The organism is Chryseobacterium sp. Chry.R1 (assembly GCF_039645525.1).
GTDB classification, from domain to species: domain Bacteria; phylum Bacteroidota; class Bacteroidia; order Flavobacteriales; family Weeksellaceae; genus Chryseobacterium; species Chryseobacterium proteolyticum.
The window spans coordinates 3,915,460-3,939,816 of the sequence record NZ_CP151793.1 but is presented as its reverse complement, the minus strand read 5'-3'; the positions used below and the strand labels follow the sequence as shown (position 1 = coordinate 3,939,816).

Genomic DNA, 24,357 nt, shown 5'->3' with positions numbered 1-24,357 from the left:
ATAAAAGTATAATTTTCTGGCATCTGTGTTGTGTAATTTACTGTAACAAAAAGAGTTATCTTTATTATGGATACGAAAATAGTAAAAAAGAAATCGAAATTAAAATTTGTTTTAGGGGGATTGGGAGCTATAGCTGTTTTGTCGCTTTCCGGGATGTATTTCAGCAGCCAGAAAAAGACGTATAATGTTTCGGCAGAAGATATCCAGACCGATAAGGTTACGAGAGGGAAATTTGAAGATATGCTGATGGTGAATGCACAGACACAATCGCTTAAATCTTCATTTGTAAATGTTCTGGAAGGAGGAGCGGTTAAGGAAATATTTGCTGAAGACGGTCAGATGGTCACAAAAGGTCAGCCGATAGCAAGAGTCTACAATCCGAATACCGAATTCAGCTATATGAATCAGGAAACAGGGATCATGCAGCAGATCAGCCAGATGAGGAGTACACTTCTAGAACTGAAAAATCAGAAGCTGGCCCAGGATAAGGAATTGCTGCAGGCACAGAATGATTATAATACAGCCCTACAGAATTTTAACCTTCAAAAACGTCTCTATGATGCAGAGATCGGGAAGAAAACAGATTATGACATCAGTGTGCAGAATCTTACGTACCAGAAACAAAGGAAATCAATTGTAGAAAAAGGCTATTCCAGTGAAAAAAATTCCAGAAGCGCTCAAATGTCGGCAATTAATACATCGATAAACCAGATGGATAAAAGCTTACAAATCCTACATTCTAACAAAAATAATTTCCTGATCATGGCTCCGGCTTCCGGAAGACTTTCATCTTTCACAATATCGGTAGGTGAGAACCTTACGAATGGCCAAAGCATTGGAAAAATAGATCTGATGGACGGCTATAAGCTGGTAGCTAAAGTAGACGAATATTACATCAACAAACTGCAAAACGGAATTAAGGGAGTTCTGGATAATAACGGACAGGAAGATGAGGTGGTGATTACCAAAATACTTCCTGAAGTAAAAGACGGGCAGTTTTCAGCAGAGCTTAATTTCACGGACAAAAAGCCTGAAAACCTCAAAATAGGGATGACATTCGGAGTAAAACTAAAACTTTCGGCAGATACACAGAGTACCATGATTCCAAAAGGGAATTTTTATAAAGATACCAATGGGAAATGGGTGTTTGTAGTTAAAGGAAATAAAGCCGAACGGAGAAACGTAAGCCTGGGTAGGGAAAACCCTTTATATTATGAAGTGAAATCGGGGCTCCATGAAGGAGAAACGGTAATCATATCAGATTATGCGGATCTTAAAAAATATGAGATACTCACCATAAAAAAGTAAAAATATGAATACTTTTAATTCATATTGTTACAGAGATGAAGCCGATTCAGCAATTTAGGTAAAAGCTTCTCTAATGAACCTGGTATCAGGGATTTATCAACAATACATAATACAATTAAATATCAAATTATCATGATCAATATTCATAACCTTTCAAAAATTTATATATCAGAAGATGTTCAGACCCATGCATTAAATAAGGTAAGCCTGGGCATTAAAGAAGGAGAATTCCTTGCGGTAATGGGACCTTCAGGCTGTGGAAAATCTACTTTTCTCAATATTCTCGGACTTCTGGATTCCGCTTCAGCCGGTTCCTATCAGTTTTCAGGAGTGGAAATGGTGGGACTTAGCGAAAAAGGTAAATCGGATGTCCGTAAAAAGAATATAGGTTTCATTTTTCAGAATTTTAATCTGATAGATGAGCTTACCGTCTATGAAAATATTGAACTGCCCTTGATCTATAATGGGGTTTCCTCCTCAGAAAGAAAAAAGAAGGTGGAAGAAATTATGGAAAAGATAAATATCAGCCACCGGGCCAAACATTATCCCCAACAGCTTTCGGGAGGGCAGCAGCAAAGAGCAGCCGTAGCCAGGGCCCTTGTCACCAAGCCCAAACTGATCCTTGCCGATGAGCCTACGGGGAATCTGGACAGTTCTAATGGAAACGAAGTGATGAACCTGTTGGCAGAACTTCACAGAGAAGGCTCTACCATTGTTATGGTAACACACTCTTCCTATGATGCCGGATACGCTTCCCGAATCATCACCATGAAAGACGGAGAGATTTTTAATGAGGAACATGCTTCTCAGAGAAAAGATGTATTCGCTAAGGCGGATGCTAAAGAATTCGGATAAATCAAAATCCTTCAGTGTACCCATGAAGATCATGGAAATGATCTGTACCATTCATTATTAATAACAACAGAATTATGTTCAAGAACTGGCTTAAAATTGCTTTCGTCAATTATAAAAAAAATGCGCTGTCCACCATTATCAATATATTTGGACTTACGATAGGGCTTACAGGATTTATGCTGATCCTGATGCATTGGAATGATGAGGAATCCTATGAAAAATGGAATCCTAAAAAAGATGATATCTATGCCTTTCAAACCTATTCTAAGGCAGAGAACTCTTACCGCAGCAGTATTTCTTATCCTATGGCATTCAATGCCCTTAAGAAAATTCCCGAAGTTCAGGATTACGTTCTTTTCTTTGGTACCGGAATTGGTAATAAAATGACTACAAAATACCATACAGCATTTCAGCAGGACGGTCTTCTGGCATCTGAAAGCTTCTTCCATTTTTTTCCTTTTAAGATTATTTCAGGAGGAGCAAAAGATGCTTTAAAAACAGAAACCTCTATTGCTATTTCCAAACAGACGGCTATCAGGCTGTTCGGAAAGACAAATGTTGCGGGGGAATCTGTAAAGATTGAAAATAAAGACTATATCATTACCGCGGTATACGAACTTCCGGAAGGAAATACGCAGATAAAACCGGAGTTTATCATTAATCCTGTGGAACAGTTCAGAAGTGACCGTGACCACTGGAACGACTATCGTTATGCATGTTTCTTCATGTTAAAAAAGGGAGTGGATCCGTCGGTTTTCAGTGAGAAATTTAAAAGAGACATCATTGAAGTAAGGGCAGCGGTAGACGCAAAAGATTCTGGAATAAGCACCCAGCAATTTCTCGAAAAATATGGCCCCAACACCGTTTTACTGACTCCACTTGATAAGATAAAACTCCATGCGAAATCTTCCCCGCTGGCTGCAGGAGATTTTAAAACTGTGCTGATCTTGTTTATTTTATCTGTACTGATCGTTGTTTTATCTGCTATTAATTTTATTAACCTAAAAACAGCAGAAGCATCTCAAAGAGGCAAAGAAGTAGGAGTGAGAAAGGCAATCGGAGGAACAAGGTCTTCACTGATGAGACAATTTCTTTTAGAGACTTTTATAATTTGCATGGTATCCTATTTTATTTCGCTGGTGCTTACGGAACTCCTGCTTCCGAGCTTTAATAAATTTTTTGATAAAGAAATAAAGCTGAATGACTGGCATGTCTTTCTTTATTCCCTGATCATGGTACTTTTGGTTACTTTGCTGTCAGGACTTATTCCGGCTTTTTATCTCTCCAGCTTTAAAGCTATTGAAACACTGAAAGGGAATTTTTCACGAAGTAAGCACGGGATATGGTTAAGAAACGGAATTCTTACCCTTCAGTTGATGATCTCTTCGTTTTTTATCATCGGTGGGCTTATTGTAAACAGTCAGGTAAAATATATGATGAACAAAGATCTTGGTTTTAATGGAAAGCAAATCATGCTGATAACCTTCAATGAAAACGATCCTAAACCGTGGCTGAAGTATGAGCGTCTGAAGTCCGAAATTTCTAAAATTGATGGAGTAGAAGCGGTTTCCTTTGGAGATGCAGTTGCGGGGAGTAGCAGGAAGAAAAGTGCTAATATCGATTATATGCAGGAGACTATTAATACAAACTACAGCTCCATGGATTACAACTACCTGCAGTTTATGGAAGTGAAATTGTTAAAAGGACGCTGGCTAAACCCTAATCTTGCCTCAGATACAATTAACAGTCTGATCGTAAATGAAGCATTTGTTAAAAAGTTTGGCTGGACCGATGAGGAAGCTTTGGCGCGAAATTTAAATCCGGGATTCGATGACAATAAAAAATATAGGATTGTTGGGATCGTTAAAGATTTTAATCTTAAAAGTTTAAAATTTAAAGTAGAGCCCATTGCATTTTTCCATTACAAAGAAACTGCCGCAAACAGGTATGCTCTGCAAAGTATCCAGGTAAAGGTAAAACCTGATGATATTGAAGGAACAGTAAACAAGGTAAAAAAATACTGGGAAAACTCAGCTGAGCCGGGATATCCGTTCCAATACTATTTTGTAAATCAGAAATTTGCGAAAACCTTTGTACAGTATCAGAAACAGCAGACCTTATTTACTATTCTCAATGCCATGGTGCTTATGGTGGCTCTGCTTGGGCTTTTTGCTCTCTCTTCCCTGATGATCGAACAAAAGCTGAAAGAAGTAGCGATCAGGAAAACTTTAGGTGCGTCTGACCGTATTTTGGTCTTCGGACTGACCAGACAGTTTCTTTGGATTGCCCTAATTGCAGTATTGATCAGTGTACCTATATGTTACTACCTGATGAACGAATGGCTGAAAGACTTTGCTTACAGAATTGATATGCCGTTATGGCCATTTATCGTCAGTTTCTGTGTATTGCTTGCATTGACATTTGCCGTGGTAAGTATAAAAGCGTACAAAGCTACAAAAGTCAATCTTGTAAAGTACCTTAAATATGAATAAGTAGCGCAATCATACTATATTTTTAATCTACTTAAATCAGAACGAACTCATGAAAAATTTCATTTTCATATTTTTTATCAGCCTGTATCCGGGGCAGCAAACCTGGAACCTGCAACAGTGCCTGGATTATGCATCTACGCATCATCCGTCAATAAAACAGGCCGCTGTTGCCGTAGAAAAGAATGACAAGCTGATCACCGGATCAAAAGGAATGCTCTTGCCAACAATAGAAGCAGGGGTAAACCACACGTATAGTTTCGGATCTTCAATCAACCAGTCCAGTAATCAGCGTGAAGCTCTTAATACACAATACGATCAATTCAATGCAAGGGCGGATTGGGAACTGTTCAACTGGAAAAATTTCCTGAATATCTCTCTTTCTAAATTGAATAAAGAAACCAGTACCTACAAGCTTGCGCAGGCTAAAAATGAAGTAAAGCTGAATGTTATACAGATGTTCTTCACGTATCAGAACAGCAAAAGCTGGCTGGAAGTGCTGGAAACCCAGATCTCAGGCATTGAAGAGCAGATTAAACGGACTGAAAAGGAGGTGGAGATTGGCAACAGGCCCAAAAGCGATATCTATGATATAAAAGCCAATTTAGGAACTTTACAGGAGCAATGGGTATCCGCCAAGAACCAGCGCGACCTGTCAAGGATTAACCTTCTCAATGCTATGGCGGTAACACAAGATTCGATAGATTTTGTCATGGATAATGAGAATCCTCTTTCAGAAAGTGAATTTCAGGATCCCAACTTTACAAAAAGGCTTTTAGAAAAGAATCCGGCTTACCAGTCGGTGATGGCGGAGATTAATGCACAGAAAAAAAAGGAAGAGGTAGCAAGAGCCGGATATTGGCCAACTTTGAACGGAACCTATAGCTGGTCAACTTTTTATAATAAGGTTTTGGGAAAAGATAATGCGTCGACCCTTAGTTTTTCTGATCAGTTCGGACAAAATAAGAATCAATCCCTTAGTTTCGGCCTCAGTATTCCCGTTTTCAATAAACTTCAGGTAAAAACAAATGTTGAGATCGCAAAACTGAATGCTATCAATTCCAACTATGACAAAGAGTTGGTAATTAATAATCTCACACAAACCATCAATTCCATAAAAGCACAGTTCCTGAATGCACAGGAAAAATACCATCTTCTGGATCTCAATTTTGAAAATCAGAAACTGTCATTTCAGAAATCGGAAGAAAAATACAAAGAGGGTTTAATGGATGCCTATACCTTCTTCGTTGTAAGGAACGGTTGGCTCCAGGCCAATTATAATCTCATCAGCAGTAAGAATGATCTTATTCAGCAGACTGAATTATTAAAAGTGCTGGAATCCGGTTTATAAAAACGAGTCAGCAGAAAAATAAAAACCTATTTACACTGATTATATTGAAGGCTATCCCGGATTTTCGGAATAGCCTTTTTTTGATTCAATCGTTATAAATTATTGAATTACAGCATTTCTTTTACTCAGAGTGTGAGCAGAAAAATAACCTAAAGCACCATTGCTGATGTTACTCGGCGGATTGGATGGAGTTACTCCACCACCGGGGCCGCCTCCATCAATGATTTGAAGCAATGCACTGTAGTACGTGAATACATTATTATCAATAGATTGCATTTCGACATGGATGGTGTCACCAACTACAACCTTGTGGCTGTTTCCGTCTTCGTCATCATTGGGAAGAAACAAAGGGCGCTGATTCAGTAATCCGTTATTGATATTATCTGAAAATACTTCAAGCGTCTTTTTAGGCTTGCTGTTGATAGTAAAGCTAAAAAGATAACGGTTTCCCAAGGCTACAGGATCCGTGAAAAGAGGCAAAAGGGTATAAGTGGTCTCTCCTCCGAATACAAAGGAATCCTGAGTAAGGCCATCGAAACTTACAGCTGCAGGCATAGTGCTTTGAGCAGTATATTGTTGTCCCTCAGCCTGTATTTTTAAAGTATAAGTCCTTCCCGATACTCCGCTGAAGTTGGTCGTCTGATATTTTCCGTCTCCGATATATTGCAGGGTTTCTGTCTGTCCCGTGTTATCGCTTACAATCACCTGTGCATTGGTAACAGCAGGATACAAATTATTTTCGGTAACCGCTACTGATTTTGTTATTCTTACAATATAAGGACCAGGTTGATCTGTAATGTTTCCTTCAATGACGATCTTTCCACTCTGATCAGCCAGATCAAGGTCTATTTCTTTTTGACAAGAGGTCAATAAAAACAAGGATAATATGATAAAAAATATATTCTTCATGATTTAAAATTTGAAATTGTAAGTAATATTAGGTACCCAACGGAATAATGAAGTTTGCATAGCACGCGTAGTTCCCGGATTATTTGGATTGTCTTCAAAAGTAATAGTATAGGCGTTTTCTCGACCATATATATTATAAATACCAAATGACCAAGATCCATGGAAGCGTTTAGTGGAATTAGGCTCATAAGTAGCACTTAGGTCCATCCTGTGGTAAGCGGGCATTCTATCCGCATTCCTGCTGCTGTACTGGAAAACGGTTTGTCCGTTCAGCTCATATTTCCCGGTAGGAAAAGTTACCGCATTTCCGGTGCTGTAAACAAATAATCCGGAAAAGGACCATTTTGTGTTTAGCTGATAGGTGGCCACAACGGATAAGTCGTGGGTTTTATCCATTCTTGCATTGTACCATTCGTTATCATTAATCCCGTTGATTTTTCTCTCTGTTTTAGACAATGTATATGAGATCCAGCCTGTTAATTTCCCGCTTTTCTTTTTTGCAATCAATTCCAGACCATAAGCCCTTCCTTTTCCGAATAATAACTCACTTTCTACATCTGCTGCAGTATCAAAGGTAATTTGCGCACCGTTTTTAAAGTCGATCTGATTTTTCATTGATTTGTAATACACCTCAGCATTAATCTCGTAATTGTTGTTATTGAAATTTCTGCTGTAGCCTACACTTACCTGATCTGCAATTTCGGGCTTTACCGTATAGCTGCTTCCGATCCATTGATCTGTAGGGTTTCCGCTGCTACTATTGCTCAAAAGATGCAGATTCTGGGTGTTTCTGGAGTATCCTCCTTTTACACTGCTCACTTCATTGATCCTGTAATTGGCTGTAATACGCGGTTCCGAATTTACATACGTTTTCCCGAATTTTCCTTTTTCAAGATATCTGCTGTCCGTAAGAACACCGTTATCATAACTATTAAATGTATCTCCACCTAAAACACTGAATGTAGAGAGCCGCACACCATAATTAATGGTCAGCTTTTCGGTTGCTTTAAAATCATCGTTGATATAAATGGCATTTTCCCACGAATACCGTGGATTTCTTGGAAAGCTGCTGACACTTGTTCCTGAGGCACTGCTCGGTGTCAGGGTATGGTAAATGGACTGTAGGCCAAAACGAACCGAATGCTTATTTCCGGCAAACCATGTGAAATCCTGTTTAAGGTTCCAGTCCTGGATCTCTGAGTTCAGTCCGAATTTATTATCATTACTTTCCAGGCTTACTTTATAATTATAGTCGCTGTAGATGAGGGAAGTGTTGGAGAATAATTTACTGCTGATGATGCTGTTCCATCGCAAAGTAGCGGTTGTATTTCCCCAGTCTGTCGCAAAGGTCTTCCCGATTCCCAAAACGTCTCTTCCAAAATATCCGGATAAATACAGTCGGTTATTATCATTGATCTGATAATTAGCCTTTAAGTTCAGATCATAGAAATACAGCTTACTGTCCTTAAAATCTTCACTTCCTTTTAGAAATAAATCCGCATACGTTCTTCTTCCGGAAACAATAAATGATGATTTTTCTTTTTGAATAGGACCTTCCACACTTAATCTGCTACTGATCAAACCGATTCCTCCATTGATATTATAATCTTTATTATTTCCATCCTTCATTTTCACGTCCATGACAGAAGAAAGGCGACCACCGTATTGTGCGGGGCTGTTTCCTTTGATGATACTGGCATCCTTTAAGGCATCACTGTTAAATGTGCTGAAAAAACCCAACAGGTGAGAAGCATTATAAACAGGAGCTTCATCCAGTAAAATTAAGTTTTGATCGGTAGCTCCACCTCTAACACTGAATCCACTGCTTCCTTCACCATTACTTTTAATCCCCGGCAACAACTGAATGGTTTTCATAACATCCTTTTCACCGAATAAAACCGGAAGCTTCTCGATATTTTTAATACTTAAAGTCTCGGTACCCATTTGGGCAGTAGAAAGGTTTTTATCTTTTTTTACTCCGGAGATGATCACTTCATCAATCTTTGCTGTTCTCTCTTCTTCCTCCTGGTTCAGCGGAAGGTCCAGCTTGATATTCTTATCTACCGTGATGCTCTGTTCAAAATCCCTGTATCCCGGATATGAAATGATCATGGTGTAATTTCCTTCCGGTAGCGATAAAGAGTAGAAGCCATATTCATTGGCAACCACATTTATCGAAGGATCTTCAGCTACTTTTACGGTAACCCCAATCAACAATTCTCCGTTTTTTTTATCCTTGATCGTTCCGCTAACCGTGTATTTTTGTTGGGCTAAAACGACCGTACTGAAACAGAGTGCAGCTGAGGCAGCCGCAATTTTAAAAAAAGATGTTTGCATTCAGTTTATTATTTAAGTAGTAGATTTTTTTAAATATAGTAGTAGGGTTTAATGGTTGATTGTTACAAGGATTGAAAAGGAAGTTTAATTTAACTCAGGAAGAGGTTTTTGAGGAATAGGTAGGTCACAGTTTTATAGTTTTTAGTGAATATTTTTAACTTAGAAATACGTCCTTTGAAAATATGCATCGCGAAAATAGGTATTTTGATTTGTAAAATACATTTATCACTGTTAATTTTCAAACAATTGTGAGTTTTGCATCATGGTCTTAGGTTTACGGATCGACCATTTACCGGATTTGATTCATCTTGTTATAGGATTAATAGTTTGTTATTCAATGAAAATAACTGAGAAATGATAAAAATATTGGATGGCAGATTAAAAAAATTAATAATTTTAAAAACTTTTCAAATTATTAAACACTAAAACAATAAACATGAAAAAAGTAACAGGTATCGGAGGTATCTTTTTTAAATGTAAAGATCTTAATAGGTATTTGATACCAATCATTAAAAGCTAATTTTAAAAGTTATGCTATGATTCACTCATTCCATTTAAATATAAAACAATGAAAAAATTTATCGTATTATTTAGAGAACCTGATGGAAGGACCATACAACATTCTGATGATGATATTAAAGCTCATCAGGAAAATTGGAAGAATTGGTTTTCGACTTGGGGACAAAAGGGAAAGCTGGAAGGTGGGAGCGGCTTAACATTAGAAGGAAGAATGATAAAAGATAATGGAAATACAGTCACCAATGAAATCTATAAGAATCATCATGAAATCGTTGGAGGGTATTTGTTGTTGAAGTGTACTGATTTTGACGAAGCGGTAGAAATAATGAAAACCTGCCCAATTTATGAATTTGATGGCTATGCTGAAATAAGGGAACTGCAAAATCAGGATTAAAAAGCCTTTGATGAAATGAACAATATAATCTATATACTATCTTTGGCTTTGCCATCCACCCTTGTTATTTCTGCATTTATCTTTTAGCTGCATTTAATTTCCGATCAATTCTTATATTTGATCTATGAAAAAAGGATTATTGACGTTATTTATTGTTGCATTTGCTAGCTATTCTCAGGCACAAATGAAATCCCCGCCAAGGGTAGAACAAGGAGTCTCTTACGAATTGGCACAGTTCAGAAAAAATACATTAAGCGGCATCAGATATGAGCTTAGTTTAAACATTCCGGAAAGCAAATCTGAAAGGATAAAGGCAAATGAAATTCTGCATTTTACCTATAAAAAACAGGATGAAGCTCCGTTACAAATAGACTTTAAGGAAGAAGCCGCATCTTTAATTTCTGTGTCTGTAAACGGTAAGGCCGTAAAACCGGTTCTGGAAAATGAACATGTAATAATTGAATCCAGATTTCTTCAATCAGGAGCAAACGAGATTCATTTTACGTTTCTCGCAGGTAATGCAGCATTGAACATACGTGATGGTTATCTGTATACTCTTTTTGTTCCAGACCGGGCCAGGACTATGTTTCCCTGTTTTGATCAGCCCAATCTGAAAGCCAGTTACACCTTATCCCTTACGATTCCTGAAAAATGGAATGCTTTAGCCAATGGTAAACTTAAAGAAACAAGTATCCGGAAAGGAACAAAAACATTGAATTTTGCAGCTTCAGACCTGCTTCCAACTTATTTATTTTCTTTTGCTGCCGGAGATTTTAAAGATTTTACAGCAAAAATAGGAAAGGAAGATTCTAAAATCCTATACCGTGAAACGGATTCTGTGAAAATTAAGAACAGTATGGACTCTGTATTCACACTCTACCGAAATTCCCTGGCTTACTATGAGAAATGGACTGACATTCCACATCCATTCCAAAAGCATGGAATGGTTGCGGTACCTGATTTTCAGTTTGGAGGTATGGAGCATCCCGGGGCTATACTATTTCAAAATTCAACCTTGTTTTTAGATAAAAATGCTACCCAAAATCAGCTAAACAGCCGTTCCAATCTTATTGCCCATGAAGTAGCCCATTTGTGGTTCGGAGATATGGTGACAATGGATTGGTTCAATGATGTCTGGATGAAAGAAGTATTTGCCAATTTTATGGCAGACAAAAGTACCGGAGCTGCATCAGATAAAAGTGTATATGATCTCAAGTTTTTAACGACACACTTTCCGGCTGCTTATTCAGTAGACAGGACTCTGGGAGCGAATCCGATACGTCAGACTCTGGATAATCTGAAAAATGCAGGAATGATGTACGGTCCTATTATTTATAACAAAGCCCCCATTATGATGAGACAGCTGGAGCTGTTAACAGGAGAGGAGAATTTCAGGAAAGGAATTGATGAATACCTTAAGAAATATGCATACAGCAATGCAACCTGGCCGGATCTTATCAGGATTCTGGACCAATATACAGATGAGGATTTACAAAGCTGGAATAAAGTTTGGGTGAATGATCCCGGAAGACCGGTTTTTGATAATGAAGTACAATATAAAGGGAATACAATTGATCAATTTACGATCTTACAACATCCCGAGCATGGAAAAGAGCATAAATCCTGGCCACAGGAATTCCAGATTGCTTTATTTTATCCGGACAGGGTTGAAAAAACAGAAGTTAAAATTTCAGGAAGACAGCAGGAAATTACAGCATTAAAAGGAAAAATGAAACCTCTTTTCATTCTTCAGAACTCTTCCGGTATTGGATACGGCATATTCGGTATAGACAAAGGGATGCTGTCCAACTTTTCTCTGGTTAAAGATCCTGTCAACAGAGCGAGCGCCTATATTTCATTATATGAAAATATGCTGGGAGGAACGGGTATTAGTCCACAGGATTTGTTGTATTTTTTTACAGCACAACTTCAAAATGAAACTTCAGAGCTGAATCTACGTCTTATCATGGGATATATTTCGGGTATTTACTGGGAATTTTTACCGGAATCTCAGCGGATAAAAGAATCGGAAAATTTAGAAAATACCTTATGGAAAGCGTTACAGGTGCAAACCACAAAAAATAATAAAAAAATTCTTTTTGACGGATACCAGGGAATCTTTCAATCTAAAAAAGCGTATGATAATTTGTATGCCATCTGGAAATCACAAACTCCACCGGAAGGTGTGTCTTTGAATGATGAGGATTATACAGGACTTGCGCTTTCCTTATCATTAAGGAATAACAACAATAATGATCTCCTGCAGGAACAGTTAGCTCGTATTAAAAACCCGGACCGGATCAACCGTTTTAAGATCATTATGAAAGCGGCATCTTCAGATCAGAAAATCCGTGATGATTTTTTCAAAAGCTTATCCGAAAAACAAAACAGAACCAATGAATCTGCCGTGGGGGCTGCCGTAGGATATTTACATCACCCTTTGAGACAGCAGACTTCCATAAGCTATCTTCCAAAAACTTTAGAATTGTTACAGGAAATACAAAAAACCGGAGACATATTTTTTCCTGATAACTGGCTTCGTTCTGCATTCGCAAATTATCAGGATCCAAAGGCACTTGAAATTGTCAATCAGTTCCTTTTGAACAATCCGGATTATAATAAAATCCTGAAGAATAAAATTTTACAGGCCTCTGATAATCTGAAAAGGGCCCAAAAACTTGTAAAATAAACACTTTTCCTGCTTGTTCAGGAGGATTTGTATGAACAGGTATACATCTGTTTTTCAGAAAATGGTTATATTCGGTGTCGTAAAAAAAATGATATGCAAGTATATGAAGCAATTTCTGTCGGATTATACCTGTTGCTGATGATTGGCATAGGTATTTATTCTTACAGGAAATCAACCAGTAATTCAGAGGAATTTTTAATAGGAGGAAGAAAAATGGGAGCAGCTGTTACCGCGCTATCCGCCGGGGCTGCCGATATGAGTGGCTGGTTGCTGATGGGAGTTCCCGGGGCCATGTATTTTACCGGGATCTCCAGTGCATGGATCGCGATAGGGCTCACGATAGGAGCTTATCTCAATTATATTATTGTCGCACCCAGACTCCGGGTATATACAGAGGTTGCCCAGAATTCCATTACACTTCCGGTATTTTTTGAAAACAGATTTAAAAACAAAAATCACCTTCTCAAAATAACTTCGTCTATTTTTATTCTTGTGTTTTTTACCCTCTATACTTCTGCAGGAATGGTTTCAGGGGGGAAATTATTCGAGTCCGCATTCAGGATGGACTATACTGCCGGTTTATTATTAACGAGCTTGGTTGTGGTATTATATACATTTTTAGGAGGATTTCTTGCGGTGAGTTTAACGGACTTTGTGCAGGGAACAATTATGGTACTGGCGCTTGTCATTGTACCGATTGTCGCTATTTCTGAGATAGGAAGTGTTCAGGAAACTTTTTCATTGATCGAAGCAAAAGACCCAAAGTACCTGGACCTGTTTAAGGGAACGACCACGGTGAGTATTGTTTCCCTTCTTGCGTGGGGATTAGGATACTGTGGGCAGCCACATATCCTGGTTCGTTTTATGGCAATTGATAAGCCGAAAGATCTGATTAAAGCAAGACGGATCGGAATCACATGGATGATCTTTACCGTTGCTGGCGCTTTAGCAATAGGGTTGGTAGGAATTGCTTATCTGCAAAAGTTTGATGTAAATACCATGATGAAATTTGATGCTTCAAAAACTGAGGCAGAGACTATTTTTATTTATTTCTCAAGGATACTATTCCATCCGTTTATTGCCGGATTTTTGCTTACAGCGATTCTCGCAGCAGTAATGAGTACCATTTCGTCTCAGTTGCTGGTTACTTCCAGCTCATTAACAGAAGACATTTACAAAGCTTTTCTGAATAAAAAAGCAACCTCAAAACAATTGCTGATCGCAAGCAGGCTTTCCGTTCTGTTAGTTGCTGTTGTTGCTATGTTATTATCATTGAATCCAAAGGATAGTATTCTTAATCTTGTGGGAAATGCATGGGCAGGTTTCGGGTCTGCATTCGGTCCTTTGATTTTACTATCTCTTTTATGGAAAAAAACAACGTGGCAGGGTGGTTTGGCAGGAATGCTGGCCGGAGGTATAACCATCTTATGCTGGGTATATATTCAGCATCCACTGAAAGACTGGTATGAAATGATTCCCGGATTTACCCTTTCATTCATCACCAATGTTATTGTTTCATTGGCTACCTATAAACCTGATCCGGTTATTGAACGTGAATTTGATGAGGTGAGCCAGATCATTAAGGAATAAAATAGAGATGCATTAAGATGCTCATTATACTAAAAGCCAACTCGGTAGAGTTGGCTTTTTATTTTACTTCAAATCTTTATGCAGGAAATAGCTGTTAAAGATTATGGTTTTGTTAATCTCAGGTATGCAAAAACCGCTGACGGCTAAATAAAACTTCTTCGCTTTCCCGATGTTCAGGATCATCAACACAACAGTCTACCGGGCAAACTGCTTTACATTGAGGCTCTTCATGAAAACCTTTACATTCTGTACATTTTCCGGGAACAATATAATAAACATCATCAGAAATAGCCTGGTTATAAGCATTGGCATCTACTTCCGTACCGTCAGGAAAAATAGTTTTCCCGGAAAGCTTTGTTTTATCCTGCCAACGCCAGTCGATGGCACCTTCATAAATTGCAGAGTTCGGGCATTCCGGCTCACAGGCTCCACAGTTGATGCACGCATCCGTTATTGTTATAGCCATGATATCAATCGTTTAGATTCTTTAATAAAGGTACGGGATTTTATATTATCAATCCCGATGTTTTCTTTATACTTTGGAATAAATTATTTTTTCTATCCTGTTTGTGGTTGCGATGCTGATCAATCTGTCCAGCTTATCGGAATAAAGGGGAGAGATTTTATTTTCCGCATCAAACAGGGACGTTCTGATCATAGGAACACTGTAAGGCAGCGGCCATGCCCGTAACGATTTGGCAATAGAATCCATTGCGTTGATTCCCTGCATGGCCTGTAAACCATCTGCCCAGCATACAAGGCCTACTGTCTTATCTGTAAGGTAAGGCTGTTCATTGTCAGCGGTTACCTCAAGCCAGTCCAGGCAGTTTTTCATTACACCCGGAATACTTCCATGATAGAGAGGAGCGAGCCAGAAGTGAATATCTGCTCCCAGGAATAATTGGGTCATACGCTCTACAGCCAATGGTGTTTTGGTAAGGGTAATATCATAAAGTGGAATACCGGAGTCAGCGAGGGCAAATGTTTCATGAATGATGCCCAGCTCTTCAAGTTTGTCCGTAAAATATTTGGAAAGGATCCCTGAAGTGGATTTTGGTCTTCTCTCCAAAGCGCCGTTGAAGATAATTGCTTTCATTTTATTTAATTTTTTAATATGACTTTAGGAAGGCCTACTTCACCATACATCAGACTTTTGACAAATGGTTTCATAAGCTGGGTGATTAAAAGATAAAGAGCAGGAGAAGTTTCGGATCTTGCTTTAACAACAATTTTAAGATCCTTATACTGCTCCGGTTCTACATTTTGAAGTTCTTTTTTCCAAAGATCCAGAAGGATCTCTTCTGAACTGCGTATATCTGTGTAAACAGAATACCCGGATAATTTATCCATCAGTAACATATATGCCCACGGTGGAATGATGGCCTCTGTAGAGCAGATAACAGCGACGGCTTTTCCAGTGTACACCGAGAAATCAATAGATGACAGGGACTCTTTAAATTCTTTTTCTTTGAGGATCATTCCCATGAAGAGATGATCCTTAAGATCAAACTCAACAATCTCTATAGTGGGTTTATAATCCAAAAGATCAAATGGAATGATTCCCGAAGCCTCAGCTTTATTAATAAAAATATTCTGGTTCATAAGTAGGCAACCTGTTTTGTTCTAGGAATGTTATTTGATTTTTGAGAGAGCTTCTTCATATTTTTTCTCTACTGATGCCCAGTCAAGAACTGCCCAGAATGCATCCAGATAATCTGCTCTTTTATTTTGGTAGGCTAAATAATAAGCATGCTCCCAAACATCTATTCCCAATATGGGAAATCCTCTGTTGGCAGATTGAATATCCATCATAGGATTGTCCTGATTAGGGGTTGAGCTTACGGCAATAGAACCATTGAACTTTACATAGAGCCAAACCCATCCCGACCCAAATTGTCCCAGACCTGCTTTTTTTATCTCAGCTTTAAGGGTATCAAGGTTTCCAAAAGTGGAGTCGATTACCTCTGCAAGTTTTCCCTCAGGAAGAAGTTTAGGTTCAGGAGAGAGGATTTCCCAAAATAAAGAGTGGTTAAAATGTCCACCGCCGTTATTTCTTACAGCAGGGCTGTACTCACTGATCCTCTGTAGAAGAGAATCCAGATCAGTCTCTTTTTCTTCGGCCTGTTCAAAGGCAGCATTTAGATTATCAACGTATGCCTGATGATGTTTTTGATGATGAATAGTCATTGTTGCTTTATCAATAAAAGGCTCTAATGCATCGTAAGCATACGGCAGCTGGGGTAGGGTAAATGCGTTCATTACTTTGATTTTTTATTAATGTGTTTCAAAGGTAAACATTTATTTTAATTAAACAACTTTTAGGTTGTTTAATTAATAATCCTATTGAGTCCTCCCATATATTATAAATGACTGATTTGTCGTTATAAAGCCGATATAATAGAAAATGACTATCTTTGTTGTAAGAAATAAAACAACCTATATATTGCCAAATGAAAAAACCAGCAGCAGATCGTATTCTGATGTTTTTAAAGATGAGAGGGGAAGCTACTTCGCTTTTAATCTCTGAAGAACTCTCCATAACAAAGGAAGGGGCGAGAAAGCACTTGCTAAATCTTGTTAAAGAAGGACTTATTGAATCTGTTATCAGGAGTGAAGGAGTGGGACGTCCTTCCACTTATTATATCCTTACCCGAAGGGGGCTTTCACAATTCCCTGATACCCACGCTGACGTTACCGTACAGCTTCTGAGGTCTGTAAAAGATCTATTGGGAGATAATGCACTGGATTTATTGATCAATGACAGGGAAAAGACAACGTATCAGAGGTACGAGAAAGCACTTACGAAAGCAAAATCGTTGGAAGACCGACTGGAAATTCTATCAAAAATAAGGAATGACGAGGGATATATGGCAGAATGGACAAAGGAAGGAGCTGATTATTTTTTAATAGAAAACCATTGTCCGATCTGTGCAGCTGCAAGTGAATGCCAGGGGTTTTGCCGGGCAGAATTATCCAATTTTCAGAACCTGATAGGTTTGGACTATAAAGTAGAAAGGGTAAAGCATATCCTGTCCGGAGCTCAGAGATGTGTGTATAAGATCAGTGTATAATAGCCTGATCGGAGGAGAGGATAAGGGCAATATGCAATTAAGAAAAATATCTTTATTCTATTTTCACACTCATTTCCTGTACTTCTTCTGCTGAAAAACCATAAATTTGAGGTGTTTTTACATCCAACAGGTTCAGGTAAATATAAAGTTCGCCTCTGTGGTGGATTTCATGTTCCAGCATTGCCCGCAGCCATTTCCATACTGTAATTTCCTGATTCGCGGGAGTAAGACACTTCTTATACAGGTCTTCATCCGATAGCCGGCTTATAATATCGATAGTCTGCCGGTGCATTTCATTAAAATATTTCAGGATGTTGTCATAACCATCTGCCAGCTCTTTTCCGCAGCCCTGATAAGCACTCCTTCTTCCTGCAATGGTTTCTCCGTACATATAACGTTCAATGGCAGCAATATGCCTGATCTGGTCGCCTATGGTAAACTTTCCCGGTTTATATGAAAAATCAAGGTGTTCCGGCTGGATAACTTCCAGCAGCCGAAGGGTTCGGGACCGTACTTTTTCGTAATAATCAATAAATGACTGTGCTGATCTTATCTCCATCGTATTAATTTTATTTCTGTCAGTTTAAACTTAAAAGATGTCTTTATAGGTCCAAACATTTTGTGAATATATGAAAATCTGACTTTACTGTTTTTATGATCTTTTTAGGCTGATCAAAAACAGGGAAGTACTTAACATAATAAAAAAGTCTACTATTTTAGTAGACTAATTGAAAGTATATTTTATATTTGCAGGCATATTCAGATAATAAATTTACAAAATTGATGTTATGTGTTTAATTTATTCAATTTATTCTTATGTGATGTATAAATCATTTATAAGCCTGAAGAAGAAAAATTTTTTATTGAATATTAATTGCAACTTTGTTGCTTTTTAGAAATTTTTTATTATTATTGCAATTAAATTGCATTAATAAAACATGATCCTTTCAAAAAAAATAAATAATTCATGGATTATTAGAAAATAAAGGATAATAATTAAATGCAGGATGGATTTTGGTGAAGTGCTTTTCTGAGCTGTAAAAGATGCTCTTTTTGGATTGATTTTTAACTTAAAAAACATATTTAAATTTACCACTAATGAAAAAACAATTACTTGTAATCAGCACCCTGATGGTTAGTCTTGCGAGTGCTCAATCCAATGATATCTTACAAAAAGAATTCGAAAAGCAAAACAGAGAAAACAACGACAGGTTTGATTCATATGTAGCCAAACATTATGGTTCCGCTAAAGGAGCAGCCAATCAAAAGGAAATTGAAGAGCAAAGAAGCAATCTGGCAGGATTTCTGCCTGATGGCAAGCCTTACTTCTACAAACAGCAGGATATAAGACAAGTTCAGAATGCCAATGCTGACGCTTTGAACACAGCGGGTAGTGTAGCGGGACTTACCAATGCATACAAAGGAGAGAATATTAAATTTACGGTCTTTGACGGAGGAAGGGTTTATGCTGCTCATCCCGCATTTGATAATGCAGTTGGTAGAATTACCAATAGAGAAGCTTCAACTCAGATCTACAGTGCACATTCAACAGGAGTTGCCGGATTTATAGGAAGCAGGGCATTAACCATTTCAGGAACTTTAAATGGTGCGGCAGTTACTGGAAATATCCAGGGAGTTGCGGTAAATTCAACCATAGATTCATATAGATTTGCTCAAACTGTACTACCGGGAAATACAGCGGCAAGTAATGTATTTCAAAAAATATTAATTGCACAGCCTAAAATATCCAATCATTCTTACGGGGTTAATCCAGGTTGGGATGTAGTAAAAGATGCTAACGGAAGCAATGTCTGGCTATGGAATGGTGCTTATGATAGTCCTGATACCTCTTTTGATACTCAGGGATCTTATTTATCCAATGATCAGAATTATGATCAGATCGTATACAGTAATCCTTCTTATATTATAGTAAAATCAGCAGGGAATTCTTTTGGATATGGTCCTACAATGCCAGGAACCACAACATTTCCAAAGTATTACAGAGACAGCAATGGTAATCTGGTTCAGTTTGCTTCTACAGATACTTTACCTGCAAATAATTGTGCACAAGGCTATGACTGTATAGGTCAAGGCTCATTAGCAAAAAATATTATTGTGGTAGGCGCTACAGATGTGATCTCTACGAATAACTTTAAATATTCTGTTCCTTCGGATGTGGTGCATTCTGATTACAGCAGTGCAGGACCAAGAGATGACGGTGGAATAAAACCGGATATCACAACCACGGGTACAAATGTGTTTTCAGCTTCTACAGCAGAAGATACTACGGGAAGTGTGAAATATGATTATGGAAGTGGAACATCTTATTCCGCCCCGGTGGTAACCGGAGTAATCGGTTTATGGTCCCAGATTTACAAAGATCTATTTTCTGATCAGCTTCTTAATGCTGCCAGTGCTAAAACTTTAACGGTTCATTCTGCTTCTGAAGCAGGTAATGTAGGTCCTGATCCATGGTTTGGCTGGGGATATATCAATGCAAAAAAAGGCGCTGAGCTATTGGTTGGAAAAGCAAACAATACTGTAGTTTTCAATAATGAAACTCTCAATAACGGGGTTGCCAACACAAAAGTGATAAAAGCATCAGGAACTGAACCTCTAAAAGTAACCATATCCTGGATTGATCCTGCTTACAATGTTCCTGCGAACCTAACCTGGGGACAAGTTTATAACAACAGAAGCTCGAGATTGGTGAATGATCTGGATCTGAGAATCATTGATACGACGAATAATACGGTTTATACTCCATGGAAACTTGATGCTGCTAGTCCTATGACCCCGGCAACCAAAGGAGATAACACGGTGGATAACGTGGAACAGGTAGTCATTGATGCTCCGGTTGCAGGTAGAAATTACAGGATAGAAATCACAAATAAAGGGAATCTGGTGAACAGTGCCGGAGCAGGGGCCCCTCAGGATTATTCGATTATTGTTACAGGCTACAGTGAACAAGTTCTCGCAACAAGTGAGAGAGGAATTGCAAAAACCGAAAGTTTAATCATTGCTCCTACCATTACCAAAGATGTGGTTAAAGTACTGAAAGCACCTAAAAACTCAACCTTCAATGTGTATGATCTTTCAGGTAAAAAGATACAAAGCGGAACGATAAACACCAACGAAGCGAGTGTAGATTTGTCTTCGAATGCCAATGGTATTTACATTATTGAGGTAAAAACAGATAAAGAAACGATCTCTAAAAAAATTATTAAAGAATAAGCCGTAATTCTTTCTACTATTTTTTGTAATTAAAGGCACCGGTTATGATTTGACTTTTATAAAATCATATTTCGGTGCCTTTTTTTGTAATATATTGCAGGTTTATATTGTCTTATCACAAATGCCTCGACATGAAAAGTTTCTTTTTACTCATTCTTTGTATATTTTCTTCTTATGGATATGGCCAGGAAACAGCTTCAGCCATTGAAGCCATTATTAAAAGAGAAATGGCAGAACGCAAAATTCCCGGCCTACAAATCGCTGTAGTTAAGGAGGGTAAGGTGATAGTGAAAAGATCTTTCGGAGTTGCCAATGTACAGGATCAGGTTCCGGTTACAGATACGACTGTTTTTGCTATTAACTCCTGTACGAAAGTATTTACCGCTACCGCTATTATGCAGCTGGCTGAGCAAGGCAAAGTTGATTTGTCTGCACCCGTGTCCCGGTATCTGGATGATCTTCCGGAACAATGGCAGAAAGTGACCATAGAACAAATGATGACTCATATTTCAGGTTTTCCTGAGATACTCAAGTTGTTTGATCCGGCTACCGGTGATACATCGAAAACTGAAAAAGAAATCTGGGACGAACTTAAGGGATTGCCTATGGAATTCAAGACAGGTGAGCAGTTTAGCTACAATCAAACCAACTATTATCTACTGGGAAAGATTATAAACAAACTGAGTGGGAAGTCTTTTGATCAGTTTTTTAAAGAGGAACAGCTTCAAAAAGTCGGAATGCCGCATACATTATTTGGAGATTCCAAGGATGTCATTCCTCACTTTGCACCCACTTACCGTTACAGGAATATGACCGAAGGAGAAAATGGGAATCGGCAAAAGCTAGTCAACGACTATTTTATATTTCCTCCCTATAGCAGAACCGGAGCTGGGCTGAACAGTACGGCTGAGGATCTGGCCATGTGGATCATTGCGCTGCAGAGTGGAAAGCTTTTGAAGACAGAAGAATCTCTGCAGAGAATGTGGAAACCTATAAAAATGAACAATGGAAGTCAGACCATGTGGTCACCCGGTTGGGGATTGACGAAATTCAGGACAAAACACAAGGCTATCGGAATGTCAGGAGGAGGAAGATCTGCATTTTTGGTATATCCGGATGATCATCTTGCCATTATTGTGCTTACAAATTTAGCAGGAAGTTATCCTGAAGAATTTCTGGAAGAGCTTGCCGGAGTATATTATCCGGAAATTATTAAATCTGATCCGCTTACTTATCTTAGACTTCATCTAAAAAAGATTGGTTTTGATAAGGCAATAGAACTGGTTAATTCGGAAAAGAAAAAGAATCCGGATTTCAAGCCTCAGGAAGCTGAACTTAATAATTGGGGTTACCGGATGATGTCTGAAAATAATATCAAAAATGCTTCCGAAATTTTTAAACTGAATGTTTATTTGTTTCCCAATAGCTGGAATGCGTACGATAGTTACGGAGAAGCATTATTAAAGTTAGGAAATAAAAGTCAGGCTGCCATAATGTACCGAAAATCAATAGACCTGAATCCTGATAATGAATATGGAAAAAAAGTCCTCAATGAGATCTTTACAGCAAATGGGTCCACAAATTCATCGGTTAAATAATGAGAATCGTAAAATGAAAAAATGATTTCAGGTATTGATCTTGGATTTTTTTCAACAGGAAATAACAAGTAAGTATAACAAAATCCGGCCCTGTGAAACAGGGCCGGATTTTTATATCAGATTTAAATGATTTTAAGAATACAGATTGGGCATCATTTCCATAAGAATCAGAAGGGAAACAAGTTTTTTGGAAGATTCATAATTGGGATTAAGCTTTTCCCGGATTTCATTCAGGGTTTTACTTAAATTATTACTCACTGTTTTATTGCTTAAATTAAGGGCTTCAGCAGTTTCTACCACAGACATGTTCTTGCGAATTCTCAGGTCATATACCTTTTGTTCAGTGGGGGTAAGCTGGGAAATCACTTCATCGATCATAGCAAACAGTTCAGTAATATCATTTTCCTCCAGTATTTCCGCATATTCTGCATCCGTTATTTCGGCTAAGAAATCCTCGCTTTCAGCTACATATACTTCCTGGATCTTCCTGATGCTTGCATAATAGTCCAGAATACGGTAATGGATGAAACGAAATAAATAACCTTTGGCACTTTCCTCTTCATCTGTCTGTACAAACTCCGGATTTTCCAGAATCCTGATCCAGAGGTTCTGCAACAGCTCTTCAGTAGCATCCCTGTCCTTTGTCCGTGTGAAGATCATTGTATAGAAACTATCCCAATATCTTTCATACAATATCGCAAAAGCAGGCCGGTCGCCCGATTTTATTTTTTTTAATAAAGTATAGTCTGTAGGTTTCATAATGTCTGTTACAAATTTACCTAAACTAATATTAATGTTTTGTGAATTATATAACCTATAAGATTAAATATTTCTGAAAATATTTTCATTTTTCCACTTATAATGTATCGAATTGTTCATAAAGCAAGTGTTTTTGTTGAAAAAACAAATGTGATATTAAGGAAATGTTAAATGGGGTTTGGGAAGTTTGTCTTTTTGCCCAGTATTATAAGTGAGGGTATTTATTAGAATTAATACAAAAATATAAAACTAATACAACAACATTATACAGTGAAGAAATTGAAATACAGCAAGGCACAGACATTTGTTTTTAAGTTATGGAGCAGGGAGGTGTCTGGTGATGAGATCTCAGAGAAAGAATCGGTGATCCTTGAACTATGGAAAAATGAAGCTATTAAAGATTTGGATAAAAAACATATTCAGGAGTCTAAGCTAAAAGTATTGGCTGGTCTTGAGTCTTACTTTAAACAATCTCATAAGGCGAATATATTTTCTCTTAAGAAAAATATGTACAGGGCTGCCGCTGTATTGCTTCTGCTGTTTGGTCTTACAGGTTTCCTGGGGTATATGTTTTTTATAAAACCGGATGTATATGTTGCGATCAATGACAATCAAACGATAAAACTTGAGGACGGATCTTTAGTAATGCTTTTACCGGGTGCAAAGCTTACAGTTGAAAAATCTTTTCCCGCTGATACCAGAGTGGTGGATTTGCAGGGTGATGCTGTATTTAAAGTAGCTAAATCTAAAAAACATCCATTCATAGTTCGTGCGGATGGCTTCAGCACAAGGGTAATGGGAACGGTATTTAAGGTAATGCAGCGGGGAGAACGCAAGACCGTGGAACTTTATGAAGGTAAAGTGGCTGTTTCTTCACCCGGAACTGCAGTTTCTTACCTGACTCCAAACCAAAGGTGGACAAATTTTGGAATGGCCCATACTGCTGCTGTAATAAATGAAAAAATAAATAAGCAATCGGGAAAAAAGACTTCAGTACTAATGACGCTGACTTTCAATGATGTTTCGTTTAGGAGCATCATGGAAATACTATATAAAAATTATGGAATAAGTATCAGATATCCGGAAGAAATAGCAGAAAAAAAAATTACTGCTGACCTTACCGGCAGCAACTGGGATGAAAATGTAGAAGCATTGGCATTTATCACAGGGCTTGAGGTACAAAAAGAAAACAATACCACTTACATATTAAAAAAATAGCAACCGGATTAATTTAGATAGAGTTTACGAAGAATT

Annotated in this window: 19 protein-coding genes; 11 read left to right on the top strand and 8 right to left on the bottom strand. The window is 38.0% G+C overall.

Features of this window, described 5'->3' with window-relative positions; all coding sequences use genetic code 11:
* Positions 1-66: 66 nt before the first annotated feature.
* The 4 genes from AAEU33_RS17585 to AAEU33_RS17570 all read left to right on the top strand — a co-directional run bounded on the left by AAEU33_RS17585 (position 67) and on the right by AAEU33_RS17570 (position 6,003).
* On the top strand, positions 67-1,308 hold the full coding sequence (locus tag AAEU33_RS17585) for an efflux RND transporter periplasmic adaptor subunit (RefSeq protein WP_345989273.1): 1,242 nt from the start codon (positions 67-69) through the stop codon (positions 1,306-1,308).
* A 132-nt stretch (positions 1,309-1,440) separates the two neighbouring features.
* Positions 1,441-2,163, top strand: coding sequence for an ABC transporter ATP-binding protein (locus tag AAEU33_RS17580; RefSeq protein ID WP_273647648.1), 723 nt, complete (start codon positions 1,441-1,443; stop codon positions 2,161-2,163).
* A gap of 74 nt (positions 2,164-2,237) precedes the next feature.
* Positions 2,238-4,655 carry an FtsX-like permease family protein gene (locus AAEU33_RS17575; RefSeq protein ID WP_345989271.1) on the top strand — a complete coding sequence of 806 codons (2,418 nt, stop codon included), beginning with the start codon at positions 2,238-2,240 and terminating at the stop codon, positions 4,653-4,655.
* Positions 4,656-4,704: 49 nt separating this feature from the next.
* Positions 4,705-6,003: a TolC family protein gene (locus AAEU33_RS17570; RefSeq protein ID WP_345989269.1), complete on the top strand. Its 1,299-nt coding sequence runs from the start codon at positions 4,705-4,707 to the stop codon at positions 6,001-6,003.
* Positions 6,004-6,102: 99 nt separating this feature from the next.
* On the opposite strand, the gene AAEU33_RS17565 is transcribed toward AAEU33_RS17570, so the two are convergent.
* Complete coding sequence (locus tag AAEU33_RS17565; protein ID WP_345989267.1) at positions 6,103-6,912, bottom strand: DUF4249 domain-containing protein; 810 nt, start codon at positions 6,910-6,912, stop codon at positions 6,103-6,105.
* A 3-nt stretch (positions 6,913-6,915) separates the two neighbouring features.
* Entirely contained in the window at positions 6,916-9,249 is a 2,334-nt protein-coding gene (locus AAEU33_RS17560; RefSeq protein WP_345989265.1) for a TonB-dependent receptor, read from the bottom strand.
* A gap of 568 nt (positions 9,250-9,817) precedes the next feature.
* On the opposite strand from AAEU33_RS17560, the gene AAEU33_RS17555 reads away from it, so the two are divergent.
* The 3 genes from AAEU33_RS17555 to putP all read left to right on the top strand — a co-directional run bounded on the left by AAEU33_RS17555 (position 9,818) and on the right by putP (position 14,441).
* On the top strand, positions 9,818-10,162 hold the full coding sequence (locus tag AAEU33_RS17555) for a YciI family protein (protein WP_273647652.1): 345 nt from the start codon (positions 9,818-9,820) through the stop codon (positions 10,160-10,162).
* 124 nt (positions 10,163-10,286) lie between these two features.
* Positions 10,287-12,851, top strand: a complete 2,565-nt coding sequence (locus AAEU33_RS17550; protein WP_345989262.1) for a M1 family aminopeptidase — start codon at positions 10,287-10,289, stop codon at positions 12,849-12,851.
* Positions 12,852-12,944: 93 nt separating this feature from the next.
* Positions 12,945-14,441 (top strand): sodium/proline symporter PutP, encoded by a 1,497-nt coding sequence (gene putP / locus AAEU33_RS17545; RefSeq protein WP_273647654.1) that lies wholly within the window; start codon positions 12,945-12,947, stop codon positions 14,439-14,441.
* Between the two features lie 118 nt (positions 14,442-14,559).
* Here putP and AAEU33_RS17540 read toward each other — a convergent pair whose 3' ends face one another.
* The 4 genes from AAEU33_RS17540 to AAEU33_RS17525 all read right to left on the bottom strand — a co-directional run bounded on the left by AAEU33_RS17540 (position 14,560) and on the right by AAEU33_RS17525 (position 16,700).
* Positions 14,560-14,907 (bottom strand): 4Fe-4S dicluster domain-containing protein, encoded by a 348-nt coding sequence (locus tag AAEU33_RS17540; protein ID WP_172278050.1) that lies wholly within the window; start codon positions 14,905-14,907, stop codon positions 14,560-14,562.
* 66 nt (positions 14,908-14,973) lie between these two features.
* Complete coding sequence (locus tag AAEU33_RS17535; protein ID WP_172278052.1) at positions 14,974-15,537, bottom strand: NADPH-dependent FMN reductase; 564 nt, start codon at positions 15,535-15,537, stop codon at positions 14,974-14,976.
* 5 nt (positions 15,538-15,542) lie between these two features.
* Positions 15,543-16,043: a DUF2480 family protein gene (locus AAEU33_RS17530; RefSeq protein ID WP_345989259.1), complete on the bottom strand. Its 501-nt coding sequence runs from the start codon at positions 16,041-16,043 to the stop codon at positions 15,543-15,545.
* A gap of 30 nt (positions 16,044-16,073) precedes the next feature.
* A complete protein-coding gene (locus AAEU33_RS17525; RefSeq protein WP_345989257.1) occupies positions 16,074-16,700 on the bottom strand; it encodes a superoxide dismutase in 627 nt (208 codons plus the stop codon).
* A gap of 191 nt (positions 16,701-16,891) precedes the next feature.
* Here AAEU33_RS17525 and AAEU33_RS17520 point away from each other — a divergent pair, with 191 nt between their 5' ends.
* Positions 16,892-17,512 carry a metalloregulator ArsR/SmtB family transcription factor gene (locus tag AAEU33_RS17520; protein WP_345989255.1) on the top strand — a complete coding sequence of 207 codons (621 nt, stop codon included), beginning with the start codon at positions 16,892-16,894 and terminating at the stop codon, positions 17,510-17,512.
* 52 nt (positions 17,513-17,564) lie between these two features.
* Here the strand turns inward: AAEU33_RS17520 and AAEU33_RS17515 are convergent, their stop codons facing one another.
* Positions 17,565-18,071 carry a DinB family protein gene (locus tag AAEU33_RS17515; protein ID WP_345989253.1) on the bottom strand — a complete coding sequence of 169 codons (507 nt, stop codon included), beginning with the start codon at positions 18,069-18,071 and terminating at the stop codon, positions 17,565-17,567.
* A gap of 539 nt (positions 18,072-18,610) precedes the next feature.
* Here AAEU33_RS17515 and AAEU33_RS17510 point away from each other — a divergent pair.
* Positions 18,611-20,746, top strand: a complete 2,136-nt coding sequence (locus tag AAEU33_RS17510; protein ID WP_345989251.1) for a S8 family peptidase — start codon at positions 18,611-18,613, stop codon at positions 20,744-20,746.
* Positions 20,747-20,877: 131 nt separating this feature from the next.
* Positions 20,878-22,344, top strand: coding sequence for a serine hydrolase (locus AAEU33_RS17505; RefSeq protein WP_345989249.1), 1,467 nt, complete (start codon positions 20,878-20,880; stop codon positions 22,342-22,344).
* 132 nt (positions 22,345-22,476) lie between these two features.
* Here AAEU33_RS17505 and AAEU33_RS17500 read toward each other — a convergent pair whose 3' ends face one another.
* Positions 22,477-23,103, bottom strand: a complete 627-nt coding sequence (locus tag AAEU33_RS17500; RefSeq protein ID WP_345989247.1) for a sigma-70 family RNA polymerase sigma factor — start codon at positions 23,101-23,103, stop codon at positions 22,477-22,479.
* A gap of 270 nt (positions 23,104-23,373) precedes the next feature.
* On the opposite strand from AAEU33_RS17500, the gene AAEU33_RS17495 reads away from it, so the two are divergent.
* On the top strand, positions 23,374-24,321 hold the full coding sequence (locus tag AAEU33_RS17495) for a FecR family protein (protein ID WP_345989245.1): 948 nt from the start codon (positions 23,374-23,376) through the stop codon (positions 24,319-24,321).
* The last annotated feature ends 36 nt before the right edge of the window (positions 24,322-24,357 follow it).

What these genes read in the sequence shown, in the direction of transcription:
- AAEU33_RS17505 (WP_345989249.1), top strand. Translation starts at nt 20,878, where the DNA reads ATGAAAAGTTTCTTTTTACTCATTCTTTGTATATTTTCTTCTTATGGA.
- AAEU33_RS17550 (WP_345989262.1), top strand. Translation starts at nt 10,287, where the DNA reads ATGAAAAAAGGATTATTGACGTTATTTATTGTTGCATTTGCTAGCTAT.
- AAEU33_RS17520 (WP_345989255.1), top strand. Translation starts at nt 16,892, where the DNA reads ATGAAAAAACCAGCAGCAGATCGTATTCTGATGTTTTTAAAGATGAGA.
- AAEU33_RS17500 (WP_345989247.1), bottom strand. Translation starts at nt 23,103, where the DNA reads ATGAAACCTACAGACTATACTTTATTAAAAAAAATAAAATCGGGCGAC.
- AAEU33_RS17530 (WP_345989259.1), bottom strand. Translation starts at nt 16,043, where the DNA reads ATGAACCAGAATATTTTTATTAATAAAGCTGAGGCTTCGGGAATCATT.
- AAEU33_RS17535 (WP_172278052.1), bottom strand. Translation starts at nt 15,537, where the DNA reads ATGAAAGCAATTATCTTCAACGGCGCTTTGGAGAGAAGACCAAAATCC.
- AAEU33_RS17555 (WP_273647652.1), top strand. Translation starts at nt 9,818, where the DNA reads ATGAAAAAATTTATCGTATTATTTAGAGAACCTGATGGAAGGACCATA.
- AAEU33_RS17525 (WP_345989257.1), bottom strand. Translation starts at nt 16,700, where the DNA reads ATGAACGCATTTACCCTACCCCAGCTGCCGTATGCTTACGATGCATTA.
- AAEU33_RS17510 (WP_345989251.1), top strand. Translation starts at nt 18,611, where the DNA reads ATGAAAAAACAATTACTTGTAATCAGCACCCTGATGGTTAGTCTTGCG.
- AAEU33_RS17540 (WP_172278050.1), bottom strand. Translation starts at nt 14,907, where the DNA reads ATGGCTATAACAATAACGGATGCGTGCATCAACTGTGGAGCCTGTGAG.
- AAEU33_RS17585 (WP_345989273.1), top strand. Translation starts at nt 67, where the DNA reads ATGGATACGAAAATAGTAAAAAAGAAATCGAAATTAAAATTTGTTTTA.
- AAEU33_RS17515 (WP_345989253.1), bottom strand. Translation starts at nt 18,071, where the DNA reads ATGGAGATAAGATCAGCACAGTCATTTATTGATTATTACGAAAAAGTA.
- putP (WP_273647654.1), top strand. Translation starts at nt 12,945, where the DNA reads ATGCAAGTATATGAAGCAATTTCTGTCGGATTATACCTGTTGCTGATG.
- AAEU33_RS17570 (WP_345989269.1), top strand. Translation starts at nt 4,705, where the DNA reads ATGAAAAATTTCATTTTCATATTTTTTATCAGCCTGTATCCGGGGCAG.
- AAEU33_RS17565 (WP_345989267.1), bottom strand. Translation starts at nt 6,912, where the DNA reads ATGAAGAATATATTTTTTATCATATTATCCTTGTTTTTATTGACCTCT.
- AAEU33_RS17560 (WP_345989265.1), bottom strand. Translation starts at nt 9,249, where the DNA reads ATGCAAACATCTTTTTTTAAAATTGCGGCTGCCTCAGCTGCACTCTGT.
- AAEU33_RS17575 (WP_345989271.1), top strand. Translation starts at nt 2,238, where the DNA reads ATGTTCAAGAACTGGCTTAAAATTGCTTTCGTCAATTATAAAAAAAAT.
- AAEU33_RS17580 (WP_273647648.1), top strand. Translation starts at nt 1,441, where the DNA reads ATGATCAATATTCATAACCTTTCAAAAATTTATATATCAGAAGATGTT.